Source organism: Pseudomonas sp. PDM24, from assembly GCF_019218905.1.
Lineage (GTDB): Bacteria > Pseudomonadota > Gammaproteobacteria > Pseudomonadales > Pseudomonadaceae > Aquipseudomonas.
This window is the reverse complement of the sequence record NZ_JAHUWR010000004.1, coordinates 456,014-471,033: the sequence shown is the minus strand read 5'-3', so window position 1 is coordinate 471,033 and position 15,020 is coordinate 456,014. Positions and strand designations below refer to the sequence as shown.

The following is a 15,020-nucleotide window of genomic DNA, read 5'->3' as shown; positions in this document are numbered from 1 at the left end:
GCTGCGCAGCAGTCGTAAAATCAAACACCACGGTCCGTCAGGTTGATCGTGGCGCATGGGATCACGACTGCTACGCAGCCGAACGCAGCCTTCGGCAGCTGCTACAGAAAATGTGCAACACCCTACATATCCATCGGACGTAACGCACAACATCATCCAAATCGGCTGACTTGTGGGCTCACAACCCAACTCCTATATTTCGGGTACCACTTAACGTAGCGGGGAATGCCGAATGCCCGAAAAATTCACTCGTTTCGATATCACCGAGTTTATCCAGACGCCTATCGATATGTGGCACTACATCAAGGCTTGCGAAGAGGAAGACCCAGGCGATGGGAGCCTCAATCGTGTGGCGTTCAGAGATGTCAAACACACAATCCGGGCAAGGATTCAAAGCAACGCTCAATTCGCTCAGGCATTAAGAATCGAAGTCGCTACACTCTTTCAAAACGGCGAGTCTGAGCTCGCACGTCGGCTGCTCGACATGCTGACTGAAGCACTGCGACACCACACCGCACGCGGTCTTTTTACTTATCGCCCCTGATCAGGCTAAATAGCCGCGCCTGATCGCCCACTCAACCGGATCTGCCCTCATGTCCCGACAACGGCTCGCATTTGCCTGGATCGCCTGCTTTGCAGTGCTGTTCAACATGCTCGCCATGCCGATGTCTGGAGCGATGGCGCAGACGGCGAAATCGCCGGCCGAACAGTTGCTGTGGGGCAGTTTCTGCTCTTCCAACGGCACTAAACTGGTAGCGATTTCCCTGGGCGATATCGAGCAGAAAGCTCCGCAGGGCGACGATCATTCCAACATGCAGCATTGCTGGTGCTGTTCGGGCTCTGCACCATTGGTGGCATTGCCGGGGCATGCTCCGCAGTTGTATTACGCGCGTTTCGAGGCCAATCGAAGCCTGCCTCCTGCCACGCTCGACACCCTTACACCGCGCCAGCAATGGCCGAGTCTCAACCCCCGTGCGTCCCCTCTGGTGTGATTCCTTCTCGCAATTGACCTGCGTTTTGAATCGTTCTGGAGAACTGCCATGTTGAACAAACTCATCGTTCTGGCTGTATTGCTGTTGCCTGCCTGTTTTGCCAATGCTCACGAATACAAGGCTGGCGAGCTTGAGATCGCCCATCCATGGTCGCAAGAGTTGCCGCCCAACGCGCCCACCGTCGCGGCGTATTTCGTGATTCACAACAACGGCAAAACGGCTGACCGACTGCTGAGCGTCAACTCGCCGATCGCAGGCGTTGCCGAGTTGCACGAGCACGTGATGCAAAACGACCTGATGAAAATGCAGCAAGTGCCAAGCGTCGAAATTCCGGCTGGCGGCGAAGTCACCTTCGCACCGATGGCCTATCACGTAATGCTGCTGGAGCTGAAAGACCGCAGCCTGTTGAGCGACGGCAAGCGCTTCGCGCTGACGATGCACTTCGAAAAATCCGGCGATGTGACGGTCGAGGTTGCGGTGCAGAAAAAGGCGCCTGACGGCATGCAAGAGCATATGCACGCTCAGTAATCGCCCACGTTGAAAACGCCCATGCGCCCGCTTGGCATCCGGTCATCCGTGCACAGCCGTCAGCCAATGAGCTTGACGCGCGGCAGCTGGATCAGCCTGTTCGCCATGCTGATGATCTTTATCGGCCCGCTGATTTCTCAGTCGATGCCGATGGATCAACGCGCCTCAATGTCCATGAGCATGAGCATGTCGATGGACATGCCCATGGACATGTCGGCCATGGAACATGGCGCGCAACCCGCCGCCGAGCACTGCCCACCCAAAGCCGACCATCACGCACTCTGGGAAAAATGCGGCTATTGCAGCCTGCTGTTCAATTGCCCGGCGCTCACTGGCGGTCAGGCCTTCATTGCATTCGACACGCCCAAAGCCACCACCTTCACCACCCCCTCCACCCGCCTGGGCCACGCCCGGGAAACCTTCTTCCCCGGCGCCCGCACCCGCGCACCGCCCATCGTCGCGTAAACACTCACTTCCAATTTCACACGGTTTAGAAGACAGCCGCAGGCTGCCGGCCGTGTCGTTTACGACTGTTCGATGGAAATTGTCATGTCCAGGTTTTCTGCTGACACACGTTTGGGCGCTGCCCAGGCTTCTTTTGCCCTGAACGAATCTCGCGTTCGCTTCAGGCACGCCACCGCCATTCTTTGCGGCTTGCTGCTGACACCGATGGTGCTGGCCGATGAACATACCGGCCACACCGAAGAACTGAGCCCGACGGTGATCACCGCCATTGCGCCGAGTTCGCCACTGACCATCGTCACCAGCCCCAAGGACCCGCGCCAACCGGTGCCGGCCAGCGACGGTGGCGATTATCTGAAAACCATCCCCGGCTTCGCGCTGGTACGCAACGGCGGCACCAACGGCGATCCGGTGCTGCGCGGCATGTTCGGCTCGCGACTGAATATCCTCACCAACGGCAGCATGATGCTCGGCGCCTGCCCCGGCCGCATGGATGCGCCAACCTCATACATCTCGCCGGAAACCTACGACAAACTCACCGTCATCAAAGGCCCGCAAACCGTGCTCTGGGGCCCCGGCGCATCCGCCGGCACTGTCCTGTTCGACCGTGAGCCGGAAAGCTTCGGCGAACTCGGCACCCGAGTGAACGCCAGCGTGCTGGCCGGTTCCAACGGCCGCTTCGACAAAGTGGTGGACGCCGCTGCCGGCGGGCCGTTGGGTTACGTGCGCGTGATCGGCAACACCGCGCATTCCGACGACTACAAGGACGGCAACAATGACACCGTGCCCTCGCGCTATGACAAGTGGAACGGCGACGTCGCTGTCGGCTGGACCCCGAGCGCCGACACGCTGCTGGAACTGACCGCCGGCAAGGGCGATGGCGAAGCCCGTTACGCCGGGCGCGGCATGGACGGTTCGCAGTTCTTGCGCGAAAGCCTGGGCCTGCGCTTCGAGCAGTCAAACATCGGTGAGGTATTGGATAAGGTCGAGGCGCAGGTCTACTACAACTACGCCGACCACGTGATGGACAACTACACCCTGCGCACGCCGTCCGGCACCGGGATGATGGCCGGCCCCATGGCCTCCAACGTCGACCGTCGAACCCTCGGCGCGCGGATCAAAGCCACCTGGCGCTGGGCCGATGTGCAACTGATCAGTGGCCTGGACGCGCAGACCAACGAACACCGCCAACGCAGCGCAATGGGCGTCGACGCCTACAAGGATGTGCCGCGCAACAAGGACGCCGACTTCCACAACTACGGTGTGTTCAGCGAACTGACCTGGTACGCCGCCGACCGTGATCGGTTGATCACCGGGGCACGACTGGATCGCGCGTCGGCCAAGGATTACCGGCAAACCATCGGCTCCGGGATGATGGCCCGGCCGAACCCGACGGCCGACGACACCCGCGCCGATACACTGCCGAGCGGTTTCGTCCGTTACGAGCATGACTTGGCCGACAGCCCGACCACGCTGTACGCGGGCCTCGGTCACGCCCAGCGTTTCCCGGATTACTGGGAACTGTTTTCACCCAAGTCCGGCCCCGCCGGTTCGGTGAATGCGTTCGACTCGATCAAACCAGAGAAAACCACCCAGCTCGACTTCGGCCTGCAATACAAGACCGAAGACCTCGAAGCCTGGGCCTCGGGTTACGTCGGACAGGTGCGTGACTACATCCTGTTCAACTACACGCCGGGGATGATGGGCATGACCTCGCAAGCCGAGAACATCGACGCGCGAATCATGGGCGGCGAACTCGGCGCGGCCTACAAGCTGACGGCCAACTGGAAAGCCGACGCGACCCTGGCCTACGCCTGGGGCAAGAACAGCAGCGACGGCAGCGCCCTGCCGCAGATGCCACCGCTGGATGCCCGTTTCGGCCTGACCTACAGCGAAGACAACTGGAGCGCCGGCGCCTTGTGGCGCGTGGTGGCGGCGCAGAACCGCATCGACCGGAACAAGGGCAACGTGGTTGGCAAAGACTTCGACACGAGCTCCGGGTTCGGTGTGTTCTCGCTCAACGGCGCGTACCGGATCAACAAGAACTGGAAGGTCAGCAGCGGCGTCGACAATGTGTTCGGCAAGGCTTACGCCGAACACTTGAACCTGGCGGGCAACGCCGGTTTCGGCTTCCCGGCCAATGATCCGCAAGCCATCAACGAACCGGGGCGCACGCTCTGGACCAAGGTTGATATGAGCTTTTAAGAGCTTCGCGGGCAAGCCTCGCTCCTACAGGTTTTGTGTCGTATGTGGTTATTGCGAACAACCTGAACCTGTAGGAGCGAGGCTTGCCCGCGAACGACTGCGCAGCAGTCACCAAACAACAAAAGATCCAAGCCTGGCGGAGCACTCTAAATGAAACAGCCCAAACCGAATTTCTACAACCTGGCCTGGCGCTGGCATTTCTATGCCGGCCTGTTCGTCGCGCCATTCATGGTGATGCTGGCCCTGACCGGCATCATCTACCTGTTCAAACCGCAACTCGATCCGTTGATGTACGGCAGCCTGCTGAACGTCCCTGCGGCTCATCACACAGTCGCCGCAGACGACCTGCTCAAACGGGTGAAAGAGGCGTATCCACGGGGCCAGATCAAACAGTACCTGCCGCCGGTCAACGCCGAACGCAGTGCGCAATTTGTGGTGATCAATGAAGGTCATGAACTGAACGTGTTCATCGATCCATACCACGGCGACATCCTTGGCGAGCAAGACGCGAAGAAGAATCTGCAAGCGATTGCGCGCTTGATTCACGGCGAATTGATGATCGGCACCGTTGGTGATCGGCTGGTAGAACTGGCCGCCGGTTGGGGTGTGGTGCTGGTGGTCTCCGGGGTATTTTTATGGTGGCCGCGCGGCCAGTCCGCCGGGATTCTCTGGCCTCGCTTGAACAGTCGCGGCCGAGTGCTTTGGCGCGACCTGCACGCGGTGACCGGGTTCTGGGGCGCATCATTGTTGCTGGTGATGCTGCTTAGCGGCATGACCTGGACCGGGTTCTGGGGCAAGCAATACGCCGACCTCTGGAACCGCTTCCCGGTAGCCATGTGGAATGAGGTGCCCAAATCCGACGTCGAGGCCCGCAGCCTCAACAGCGCCACGCGCCAGACCGTGCCGTGGGCCATGGAAAACACGCCGATGCCGATGTCCGGCGACCACGCTGAACACATGGCTCACACCGGCACGCAAGCCGGCCCGGCAGCGCCGACCATCAGCCTGCAAGACGTGCAAAACATCGCCGTGCAACGCAAGGTCGAGCCCGGCTACAGCGTCACCTTCCCCACTACAGCCACCGGCGTGTTCACCATCGCCTTGTTCGCCGACGACCCGCGCAACGATGCCACCCTGCATGTCGACCAGTACACCGGCGACGTCCTCGCCGACGTGCGCTGGAAGCATTACAGCAACGTCGCCCGGGCCACGGAAGTCGGCGTGATGCTGCACGAAGGCAAGATGTTCGGCCCGCTCAATCAGATCATCGTGCTGCTGATCTGCCTGATGATTTTGCTCAGCACCGTCAGCGGTGTGGTGATCTGGTGGAAACGCCGGCCACAGGGCAAGTTCGGTGTACCGCCGTTGCGTCACGACCTGCCGAAATGGAAAACCGCGATGGTCATCATGTTCGGGTTGGCGGTGATGTTTCCGTTGGTGGGGGCTTCGCTGATTGTGGTGTGGGTGTTGGATCGTGTGCTGCTGTCGCGTTTGAGCCGGCAAACTGAATCCACTTCAGCTTCATCATGAAGCAGGCGAGATGCGCGTTTTAGAAGGATCTATAGACTTCTGGCGCTTATCTCTGAAGCATAGGGCCTCTTCGCGGGCAAGCCTCGCTCCTACAGGTTTTGTGCCGATCACAAATATTGCGTACGACACACAAGGTTTATGTCGATCACAACTATTGCGTACGACACAAACCCTGTAGGAGCGAGGCTTGCCCGCGAAAGCGTCATGAGCCACACCCAAACTCCCAAGAGAACTGCATGACCTCGCTGAACCTCACGAACCTCGCCTGGACACCCCTGGGCCACGGCCACTGCCATCACCAGTTCCAGCTGCGTGACGCATCGTTGCACGTGGCTGCTGGCGAGTTCGTCGGGTTGATCGGCCCCAACGGCAGCGGCAAGACCAGCCTGTTGCGATGCGCTTATCGCTTCAGCAAACCGGAAAGCGGTGAGGTAAAACTCGACCATCACAACGTCTGGAAGCAATCCTCACGTTGGTGCGCACAACGCATCGCCGTGGTCTTGCAGGAGTTCCCCGACGCCTTCGGCCTGACCGTGGATGAAGTGGTCGCCATGGGCCGCACGCCGCACAAAGGCCTGTTTGATGGCGATACACTCGAGGATCGAAACTTCGCCAGCCAGGCCCTGGAATCGGTCGGCCTCAAGGGCTTCGAAGACCACGCCTTCGCCCCCCTGTCCGGCGGTGAAAAGCAGCGCGTGATCCTCGCCCGCGCCCTGGCCCAGCAGCCGCAATTGCTGATCCTCGACGAGCCGACCAATCACCTCGACCCGCGCTATCAGCTGGAGCTGTTGCAACTGGTCAAGCGTCTGCAGATCGGCACGCTGGCGAGCATCCATGACCTCAATCTGGCGGCAGCTTTTTGCGACCGGCTGTACGTGATCAATCACGGGCGCATCGTCGCCAGCGGTCCACCCAAAGAAGTCCTGACCGCCCAACTTTTGCACAACGTGTTCGGCGTCGACGCCCTGATCGACGACCATCCCTTGCACGGCTACCCACGAATCACCTGGATAACCCAACCATGACTTTGCGTTCCCTGCTGTGTCTCACTCTGTTGCTGGGCAGTGCCCAAGCCTTCGCCGAGGCCACGAAATACCCGCTGACCGTCCAGAGCTGCAACCGCGAAGTGACGTTCAAGCAAGCGCCGAAACACGCGGTCAGCCATGACATCAACATGACCCAGATGATGCTCGCCCTCGGCCTCAAACCGCAGATGGCCGGCTACAGCGGCGTGACCGGCTGGAAGTCGGTGACACCCCAGATGCAGACCATCCTTGATGGCTTGCCGGAACTGGCGGCCAAGTACCCGTCGGTGGAAACCCTGCTCAATGCCAACGTCGATTTCTTCTTCGCCGGTTGGGATTACGGCATGCGCGTGGGCGGTGATCTCACGCCGCAAACCCTGCAACCGCTGGGCATCAACGTCTACGAACTTACCGAGTCCTGCGCCTTCGTCATGAAGCGCCCACCGGCCAGCCTGGAAGACACCTACAACGACCTGCGCAACCTCGGAAAAATCTTCGACGTGCAGGATCGCGCCAATACCGTGATTGCCCAGATGCAGGCGCAAGTCGCCGACATCCGCAAGGATCTGCCGACCGACAAGCCTCGGGTATTTCTGTACGACAGCGGTGAAGACCGGGCCATGACGTCCGGGCGACTCGGCATGCCTCAGGCGCTGATCGATGCAGCGGGCGGGCGCAACATTCTCGACGACGTCGAGGCGAGCTGGACCCGTGTCAATTGGGAGAACGTGGTCGAGCGCAATCCGCAGGTGATCGTGATCGTCGATTACGGCGAAGTTACCGCGGAGCAGAAGGAGCAATTCCTGCTGAACAACAAAGCCCTGCAATCGGTGGACGCGATCAAGAATCAGCGCTTCATCGTCATTCCTTACGTACAGGCCACGCCGGGGATCGATAACGTACTGGCGGTCGAAACCCTGGCCAAGGGTTTCCACGGCGAATGATCGATCGTCGCTATGCCCTGTTGCTGACCGTCCTCGGCGCGCTGTTGCTGGTGTCGTGCGTGGTGTCGCTGGGCGCAGGCCCGGCGCGGGTGCCGGTGGACGTGGTGTGGCGAATATTGCTGCACAAGATTTTTGGTTTCGGTGTTCCGGACTGGACGGCCGGGCAGGAACACATCGTCTGGCTGATCCGCGTGCCGCGCATGTTGCTCGGTGCGCTGGTGGGCGCCGGCCTGGCGTTGATCGGTGCGGTGCTGCAAGCGGTGACGCGCAATCCTCTGGCGGACCCGCACCTGCTCGGGGTGACGTCCGGTGCGACCCTCGGTGCGGTGATTGTGGTGCTGCATATCGGTGAAATCGTCGGGCTGCTGACCTTGCCGATTGCGGCGTTTATCGGCGCGTTGTTGAGCATGTTGATCGTGCTGATGATTGCCAACCGTCATGGGCGGCTGGACAGTGATCGACTGTTGCTGTGCGGCGTGGCGGTGTCGTTCGTGATGATGGCGATTGCCAATTTGCTGTTGTTTCTGGGCGACCATCGCGCCAGTTCGGCGGTGATGTTCTGGATGCTCGGCGGCCTCGGGCTGGCGCGTTGGGAATTGCTTGCGGTGCCGGCGGCGAGTGTGTTGCTTGGGTTGGTGTTGTTGCTGGGGATGGCCCGGCCGTTGAATGCGTTGATGGCGGGTGAGCAGACTGCTGTGACTCTCGGTTTGAATGCTCGCACGGTGCGGTTGCGGGTGTTTTTGATTGCGTCGTTGATGACTGGGGTGTTGGTGTCGATCAGTGGGTCTATCGGGTTTGTAGGGCTGATGGTGCCGCACATTGCCCGGCGACTGGTCGGGGCGGAACACCGGCGACTGCTGCCCGTGTGCGTCCTGTTGGGCAGTCTGTTCCTCGTCTGGGTCGATGTCGCCGCCCGCACCCTGATCGCCCCGGAAGACCTGCCCATCGGCGTCGCCACCGCAGCCATCGGCGGGTTGTTCTTCATCGGCCTGATGCGCCGCCGCTGATCCCTTCTCTACCAGATGCACACAGCCCCCCTGTAGGAGCTGCCGAGTGAAACGAGGCTGCGATCTTTTGACTTTGATTTTTTAAGATCAAAAGATCGCAGCCTCGTTTCACTCGACAGCTCCTACAGTCATCAGTGTCAGACGGAACTCGGTGTCAGACGTGGGATTGGGGGCTGAATGCTGTTTTTGAATGTTTAACGGATGTGTCAAAACACGGAAGTTTCCCACGGGTTTTTCAGGTTGTTCGTCGGACGCGGGCCCTCTAGTCTTGGGCTGTCGCTGAACACTCAGCGATCGGGTGTGAGAACCCGGTAGCCCTGTTAATCCAACATCAGTACCACCATAATTGCCGCCAGCTTATCCGCTGTCTGCAATGCTCTATGGCGGCTGTGTGCGGGCGGACTTCGGTCCGGCCGGGTTTGGGTGGTGACCGGTTTCTCACTCCGCACATAGCTGCCACCCCTTCGTCGCGTGAGAAACGACAAAGGATGGCTCATTAAGAGACAACACCCGATGAGCAAGAAGATAGTTCCCGATCCACCCATCGATATCACCACTCCCGAAGCCGAAAAATCGCGCGACGACGACCTCCTCAAAGACCGCGAAGCCATAAAACGCGCCCTCGACTACTACCTCGATCCCCCGGCGCAATACACCGAAAAACCCCGTCGCCCCAGCACCCTGTTCCTGGTTGCCCCGGATGCCGGCACCGAAAGCCTGCTGGCCCACGCCTGTGAATCGTTGGCCTCGGCAAGTGTCCTGGCCAGCGATTTCGCCAACAATCTGATCGGCCCGCAGCGCCATACGGCGATGGCAATTCAGCAGGTCATCATGCTGGCGGAGCTGGCGGTGAACCGGGCGCTGGATAGCGTCGACCCGGCGTAGTCCCTGTGGGAGCAGGCTTGCTCGCGAAGACGGCAGTACATCCAACATCACTGTGACTGACACACCGCCATCGCGAGCAGGCTCGCTCCCACATGGGTTCAACGTCGTACACAGATTCGGTGTACGACACAAAGCACTTGTAGGAGCGAGGCTTGCCCGCGAAAGCGTTAGGTCAGACACATTGATACTGGATGTGCCGCCGTCTTCGCGAGCAAGCTTCGCTCCTACAGGAGCCAGCCAATTTCTGCGCCCCAATGTGGCGCATCTTCTCGCACCAACGCGCCAGACGCGATCCTTCATGGTGCGTCATCCAAACCCCGCAACCGCTCTAATACGACATTTCCTTGCCCTTCCCCGACCGGGCACAGCCCTTGCTAAAGACCCTTCAGTCGTCCGCATCTGCCAACCATAAAAAACTTTAACGTTCATGGAGATCGCACAATGAAGCGTCGCAGTTTGATCAAGGCTTTCACACTATCGGCAAGCATTGCCGCGATGGGCATGGCCTGGACGGTCCAGGCCGCCGAGACCATCAAGGTCGGTATTCTGCATTCGTTGTCCGGGACCATGGCGATTTCCGAAACCTCGCTCAAAGACATGGCGTTGATGACCATCGACGAAATCAACGCCAAGGGCGGTGTGAACGGCAAGATGCTTGAACCGGTGGTGGTTGACCCCGCATCGAACTGGCCGTTGTTCGCCGAGAAGGGCCGGCAGTTGCTGACTCAGGACAAGGTGGCCGTGGTGTTCGGTTGCTGGACGTCGGTGTCGCGTAAGTCGGTATTGCCGGTGTTCGAAGAGCTCAACGGTCTGCTGTTCTACCCGGTGCAGTACGAAGGCGAAGAGATGTCGCCGAACGTGTTTTACACCGGCGCCGCGCCTAACCAGCAGGCGATTCCGGCGGTGGAATACCTGATGAGCGAAGAAGGTGGCAGCGCCAAGCGTTACTTCCTGCTCGGCACCGACTACGTGTACCCGCGCACCACCAACAAGATTCTGCGCTCGTTCCTGCACTCCAAAGGTGTGGCGGACAAGGACATCGAAGAGGTCTACACCCCGTTCGGTCATAGCGACTATCAAACCATCGTCGCCAACATCAAAAAATTCTCCGCCGGTGGCAAGACCGCCGTCATCTCCACCGTCAATGGCGACTCCAACGTGCCGTTCTATAAAGAGCTGGCCAACCAGGGCCTGAAAGCCACCGACGTTCCGGTTGTGGCGTTCTCCGTGGGCGAAGAAGAACTGCGTGGCATCGACACCAAACCGCTGGTGGGCAACCTCGCGGCGTGGAACTACTTCGAGTCGGTCGAGAACCCGCAGAACAAGAAATTCGTCGCCGACTGGAAAGCCTACGCCAAGAAACACAACCTGCCGGGCGCCGACAAAGCGGTGACCAACGACCCGATGGAGGCCACCTATGTCGGTATCCATATGTGGGCGCAAGCGGCGGAAAAAGCCAAGTCCACCGAGGTCGACAAAGTCCGCGAAGCCCTGGCCGGCCAGACCTTCGCCGCGCCGTCCGGTTACACCCTGACCATGGACAAGACCAACCACCACCTGCACAAGCCGGTGATGATCGGCGAGATTCAGGCCGACGGTCAGTTCAACGTGGTGTGGCAGACCGAAGGGCCGATCCGCGCCCAACCGTGGAGCCCGTTCATTCAGGGTAACGACAAGAAGCCGGACTATGCGGTGAAGAGTAACTAAGCCACTGGATGTCGGGCCGGATTAACTCTCCGGCCAGGCAAAATCCCCTGTGGGAGCGGGCTTGCTCGCGAAAGCGGTGTGCCAGGCGACTGACATGTTGAATGTGAGTCCGCATTCGCGAGCAAGCCCGCTCCCACAATGTCCGCGTCAAGGCGACTCTCTATGCCCACTGCCCTTTACCGTTTCATTCTCGCCGTCGCGCTGTTATTGCCGATGGCCACCCACGCCGGCGACGCCGAAGACTTCGTCGCGGCCAATCCCGTGCAACAAGCAAAACTCTTGGAAACCTGGGCCGCGCAGCCCGATCCGGCTCGTATCGAACTGATCAACGCTCTGCAACAAGGCGAATTGACGGTCGATGGCCAACCAAAAACCCTGCGCCTGAACAATCGCCTGCGCGGTCTGATCGACACCGCTTTGGCCTGCCACCAATTGCTCGCCGCCGACGCCAAAATCCGTCTGGCCGCCGCGCAGCAATTGCAAAAAAGCGCCAAACCGGCGCAGTTGAAATTCCTCGACCAACAACTGGCTGGCGAAAAAGACGAAACCGTTCACGCAGCCCTGAGCCTGGCGCTGGCCAACCTGCAACTGGTCGATACCGACCCGGCCGTGCGCCTCGCCGCTGTGCGTCTGCTCGGTGAAACCGGCGATCCACTGGCCCGCACCCGTCTCGAAGGTTTGCTTGAATCCGGCGTCGAAGCCGATGCCAATGTGCGCACCGCCGCCGAAACCAGCCTGGCCCAGGTCAAACGCAAACTGCTGATCGGCGAGATGCTCGGGCAGGCGTTCAGTGGTATGTCCCTCGGTTCGATCCTGCTACTCGCGGCGTTGGGGCTGGCGATCACCTTCGGCCTGCTCGGCGTGATCAACATGGCCCACGGCGAGATGCTGATGCTCGGCGCCTACTCGACTTACGTGGTGCAGCTGATGTTCCAGCGCTTCGCCCCGCAAGCCATTGAGTTCTACCCGCTGATTGCTTTGCCGGTAGCGTTTTTTGTCACCGCCGGGATCGGCATGGCGCTGGAGCGCACGGTGATTCGTCACCTCTACGGCCGCCCATTGGAAACCCTGCTGGCGACGTGGGGCATCAGCCTGATGCTGATTCAGTTGGTGCGCCTGGTGTTCGGCGCGCAGAACGTTGAAGTGGCCAACCCGGCCTGGCTCTCGGGCGGAATTCAGGTGCTGCCGAATCTGGTGCTGCCGTACAACCGCATCGTGATCATCGCGTTCGCCTTGTTTGTGGTGGTGCTGACCTGGCTGCTGCTGAACAAGACGCGGCTGGGCCTCAACGTGCGCGCCGTCACCCAGAACCGCAACATGGCCGCCTGCTGCGGCGTACCGACCGGGCGCGTCGACATGCTCGCTTTCGGCCTCGGCTCGGGAATCGCTGGCCTCGGCGGTGTGGCGCTGAGCCAGATCGGCAACGTCGGCCCGGACCTCGGTCAGAGTTACATCATCGACTCATTCCTGGTGGTGGTGCTCGGCGGTGTCGGCCAATTGGCCGGTAGCGTATTGGCCGCCTTCGGCTTAGGGATAGCCAACAAGATTCTCGAACCGCAGATCGGTGCGGTGCTGGGCAAAATCCTGATCCTCGCGCTGATCATTCTGTTCATCCAGAAACGTCCGCAAGGCCTCTTCGCACTGAAAGGACGGGTGATCGACTGATGAATCAGCCCCTACTGCTCACGGCCACACAAAAGGCCGGCCCAAAAGTCACCCTCGCTGTTGGCGCGGTGATCCTTGTTTTGCTGTTGGCGTTGCCGCTGCTGTCGCTGTTATCGCCCATCAGTGTTTTTCACGTCTCGGCCTACACCCTGACGTTGGTGGGCAAGATTCTCTGCTACGCCATCGTTGCCCTGGCCCTCGATCTGGTCTGGGGTTACGCCGGCCTGTTGTCGCTGGGGCACGGTCTGTTCTTCGCCCTCGGCGGTTACGCGATGGGCATGTACTTGATGCGCCAGGCCTCGGGCGATGGCTTGCCGGCGTTCATGACGTTCCTGTCGTGGACCGAACTGCCGTGGTACTGGACCGGGACCAGCAGCTTCCTCTGGGCCATGTGTCTCGTTGTATTAGCGCCGGGACTGCTGGCGCTGGTGTTCGGTTTCTTCGCCTTCCGCTCGCGGATCAAAGGCGTGTATTTCTCGATCATGACCCAGGCCCTGACCTTCGCCGGGATGTTGCTGTTTTTCCGCAACGAAACCGGGTTTGGCGGCAATAACGGCTTCACCAACTTCCGCACCATTCTCGGGTTTGGCATCACTGAACCGGGGACGCGTGCGGTGTTGTTTTTCGCCACGGTGTTGTTGCTGGTGGCGAGTCTGTTCATTGGTTGGCGGCTGGCGCAAAGCAAGTTCGGCCGGGTGTTGACCGCGTTGCGCGATGCGGAAAACCGCTTGATGTTCTGCGGTTACGATCCACGCGGTTTCAAGTTGTTTGTCTGGGTGTTGAGCGCGGTGCTGTGCGGCTTGGCGGGCGCGCTGTATGTGCCGCAAGTCGGGATTATCAACCCGAGTGAAATGTCGCCGACCAACTCCATCGAAGCCGCCGTTTGGGTGGCGCTGGGTGGTCGCGGCACGCTGATCGGTCCGCTGCTCGGTGCCGGTGTGGTCAACGGGATGAAGAGTTGGTTCACCGTGGCCTTTCCGGAGTACTGGCTGTTTTTCCTCGGCGCACTGTTCATCGTCGTGACGTTGTATCTGCCTAAGGGTGTGATCGGTCTGCTGAAGAAAAGGGGTGAATCATGAGAATTACACCGACGGCTGAATTCATGCTCGAACCGGTCTTTTTCCCGCCGGAGCCCAACAGGGACGCCGGCAGCAGCCGCGATGCCATCGGTCTCGGCCAACGCGTCGGCCCCGGCCTGAATACCCGCCACGGCACCATCCTGACCCTGGAAGACATCAGCGTCAGCTTCGATGGTTTCAAGGCGCTGAACGCTCTGAACCTGTACATCGGTGTCGGCGAATTGCGCTGCATCATCGGCCCCAATGGCGCGGGCAAGACCACGTTGATGGACGTGATCACCGGCAAGACTCGCCCAAGTCATGGCAAAGCCTGGTTCGGTGAAACCCTGGACCTGACGCAGATGAGCGAAGTGCAGATTGCCCAGGCTGGTATCGGTCGCAAATTCCAGAAGCCGACGGTGTTCGAGGCCTTGAGCGTGTTCGAAAACCTGGAGTTGGCGCAGAAGACCGACAAGTCGGTATGGGCCAGCCTGCGGGCTCGTCTCAGTGGCGAGCAGAAAGATCGCATCAGCGAAGTGCTGGAAACCATCCGCCTGACTGCCTCGGTCAATCGCCCGGCGGGTTTGTTGTCCCACGGCCAGAAGCAGTTTCTGGAAATCGGCATGCTGCTGATGCAAGACCCACAACTGCTGCTGCTCGACGAACCGGTGGCGGGCATGACCGACGCCGAAACCGAATTCACCGCCGAGCTGTTCAAGAGCCTGGCGGGCAAGCATTCGCTAATGGTGGTGGAACACGACATGGGCTTCGTCGGCTCGATTGCCGACCACGTCACCGTGTTGCACCAGGGCAGCGTGCTGGCCGAAGGGTCGCTGGAACAGGTGCAGGACAATGAGCGGGTGATCGAGGTGTATCTCGGTCGTTAGATTGCAAACACACTCCAATGTGGGAGCGGGCTTGCTCGCGAAGGCGGTGTGTCAGGCGACCCAAATGTTGAATTTGAATCCGTCTTCGCGAGCAAGCCCGCTCCCACAGGGGATTGAGGGGAATT

The 15,020-nt window shown here is 60.2% G+C and carries 14 protein-coding genes; all 14 read left to right on the top strand.

Annotated features, from left to right (window positions below):
- The first annotated feature begins 232 nt into the window (after positions 1 to 232).
- The 14 genes from KW837_RS16640 (at position 233) to urtD (ending at position 14,895) form a co-directional block, all read left to right on the top strand.
- On the top strand, positions 233 to 544 hold the full coding sequence (locus KW837_RS16640; RefSeq protein WP_218397280.1) for a hypothetical protein: 312 nt from the start codon (positions 233 to 235) through the stop codon (positions 542 to 544).
- 49 nt (positions 545 to 593) lie between these two features.
- Positions 594 to 992 (top strand): DUF2946 domain-containing protein, encoded by a 399-nt coding sequence (locus KW837_RS16635; protein WP_218397278.1) that lies wholly within the window; start codon positions 594 to 596, stop codon positions 990 to 992.
- 48 nt (positions 993 to 1,040) lie between these two features.
- Positions 1,041 to 1,520, top strand: a complete 480-nt coding sequence (locus KW837_RS16630; protein ID WP_218397276.1) for a copper chaperone PCu(A)C — start codon at positions 1,041 to 1,043, stop codon at positions 1,518 to 1,520.
- 21 nt (positions 1,521 to 1,541) lie between these two features.
- Positions 1,542 to 1,985 (top strand): DUF2946 domain-containing protein, encoded by a 444-nt coding sequence (locus tag KW837_RS16625; protein WP_218397275.1) that lies wholly within the window; start codon positions 1,542 to 1,544, stop codon positions 1,983 to 1,985.
- An 84-nt stretch (positions 1,986 to 2,069) separates the two neighbouring features.
- The gene (locus tag KW837_RS16620; protein ID WP_218397273.1) at positions 2,070 to 4,187 is read left to right on the top strand and encodes a TonB-dependent copper receptor; all 2,118 of its coding nucleotides are present in this window, start codon (positions 2,070 to 2,072) and stop codon (positions 4,185 to 4,187) included.
- A gap of 150 nt (positions 4,188 to 4,337) precedes the next feature.
- Complete coding sequence (locus tag KW837_RS16615; protein ID WP_218397271.1) at positions 4,338 to 5,717, top strand: PepSY domain-containing protein; 1,380 nt, start codon at positions 4,338 to 4,340, stop codon at positions 5,715 to 5,717.
- 236 nt (positions 5,718 to 5,953) lie between these two features.
- Positions 5,954 to 6,742, top strand: a complete 789-nt coding sequence (locus tag KW837_RS16610; protein WP_218397269.1) for an ABC transporter ATP-binding protein — start codon at positions 5,954 to 5,956, stop codon at positions 6,740 to 6,742.
- A complete protein-coding gene (locus KW837_RS16605) occupies positions 6,739 to 7,686 on the top strand; it encodes an ABC transporter substrate-binding protein (RefSeq protein ID WP_218397267.1) in 948 nt (315 codons plus the stop codon). Before KW837_RS16610 ends, KW837_RS16605 begins: the two co-directional genes overlap by 4 nt.
- Entirely contained in the window at positions 7,683 to 8,693 is a 1,011-nt protein-coding gene (locus KW837_RS16600; RefSeq protein WP_218397265.1) for an iron ABC transporter permease, read from the top strand. Before KW837_RS16605 ends, KW837_RS16600 begins: the two co-directional genes overlap by 4 nt.
- A 513-nt stretch (positions 8,694 to 9,206) precedes the next feature.
- On the top strand, positions 9,207 to 9,578 hold the full coding sequence (locus KW837_RS16595; RefSeq protein ID WP_218397263.1) for a DUF6124 family protein: 372 nt from the start codon (positions 9,207 to 9,209) through the stop codon (positions 9,576 to 9,578).
- A gap of 441 nt (positions 9,579 to 10,019) precedes the next feature.
- Positions 10,020 to 11,285: an urea ABC transporter substrate-binding protein gene (gene urtA, locus KW837_RS16590; RefSeq protein WP_218397261.1), complete on the top strand. Its 1,266-nt coding sequence runs from the start codon at positions 10,020 to 10,022 to the stop codon at positions 11,283 to 11,285.
- A gap of 162 nt (positions 11,286 to 11,447) precedes the next feature.
- Positions 11,448 to 12,950 (top strand): urea ABC transporter permease subunit UrtB, encoded by a 1,503-nt coding sequence (gene urtB / locus KW837_RS16585; RefSeq protein WP_218397259.1) that lies wholly within the window; start codon positions 11,448 to 11,450, stop codon positions 12,948 to 12,950.
- The gene (gene urtC / locus KW837_RS16580) at positions 12,950 to 14,029 is read left to right on the top strand and encodes an urea ABC transporter permease subunit UrtC (protein ID WP_063341711.1); all 1,080 of its coding nucleotides are present in this window, start codon (positions 12,950 to 12,952) and stop codon (positions 14,027 to 14,029) included. The genes urtB and urtC overlap by 1 nt, the downstream gene beginning before the upstream one ends.
- Positions 14,026 to 14,895, top strand: coding sequence for an urea ABC transporter ATP-binding protein UrtD (urtD, locus tag KW837_RS16575; RefSeq protein WP_218397257.1), 870 nt, complete (start codon positions 14,026 to 14,028; stop codon positions 14,893 to 14,895). Before urtC ends, urtD begins: the two co-directional genes overlap by 4 nt.
- Positions 14,896 to 15,020 lie beyond the last annotated feature (125 nt).

Excerpts from the sequence above, each read along its gene's own strand:
- KW837_RS16620 (WP_218397273.1), top strand. The coding sequence starts at position 2,070 with ATGTCCAGGTTTTCTGCTGACACACGTTTGGGCGCTGCCCAGGCTTCT.
- KW837_RS16600 (WP_218397265.1), top strand. The coding sequence starts at position 7,683 with ATGATCGATCGTCGCTATGCCCTGTTGCTGACCGTCCTCGGCGCGCTG.
- KW837_RS16640 (WP_218397280.1), top strand. The coding sequence starts at position 233 with ATGCCCGAAAAATTCACTCGTTTCGATATCACCGAGTTTATCCAGACG.
- KW837_RS16635 (WP_218397278.1), top strand. The coding sequence starts at position 594 with ATGTCCCGACAACGGCTCGCATTTGCCTGGATCGCCTGCTTTGCAGTG.
- KW837_RS16630 (WP_218397276.1), top strand. The coding sequence starts at position 1,041 with ATGTTGAACAAACTCATCGTTCTGGCTGTATTGCTGTTGCCTGCCTGT.
- urtB (WP_218397259.1), top strand. The coding sequence starts at position 11,448 with ATGCCCACTGCCCTTTACCGTTTCATTCTCGCCGTCGCGCTGTTATTG.
- urtC (WP_063341711.1), top strand. The coding sequence starts at position 12,950 with ATGAATCAGCCCCTACTGCTCACGGCCACACAAAAGGCCGGCCCAAAA.
- KW837_RS16615 (WP_218397271.1), top strand. The coding sequence starts at position 4,338 with ATGAAACAGCCCAAACCGAATTTCTACAACCTGGCCTGGCGCTGGCAT.
- KW837_RS16610 (WP_218397269.1), top strand. The coding sequence starts at position 5,954 with ATGACCTCGCTGAACCTCACGAACCTCGCCTGGACACCCCTGGGCCAC.
- KW837_RS16595 (WP_218397263.1), top strand. The coding sequence starts at position 9,207 with ATGAGCAAGAAGATAGTTCCCGATCCACCCATCGATATCACCACTCCC.
- urtA (WP_218397261.1), top strand. The coding sequence starts at position 10,020 with ATGAAGCGTCGCAGTTTGATCAAGGCTTTCACACTATCGGCAAGCATT.
- KW837_RS16605 (WP_218397267.1), top strand. The coding sequence starts at position 6,739 with ATGACTTTGCGTTCCCTGCTGTGTCTCACTCTGTTGCTGGGCAGTGCC.
- KW837_RS16625 (WP_218397275.1), top strand. The coding sequence starts at position 1,542 with ATGCGCCCGCTTGGCATCCGGTCATCCGTGCACAGCCGTCAGCCAATG.
- urtD (WP_218397257.1), top strand. The coding sequence starts at position 14,026 with ATGAGAATTACACCGACGGCTGAATTCATGCTCGAACCGGTCTTTTTC.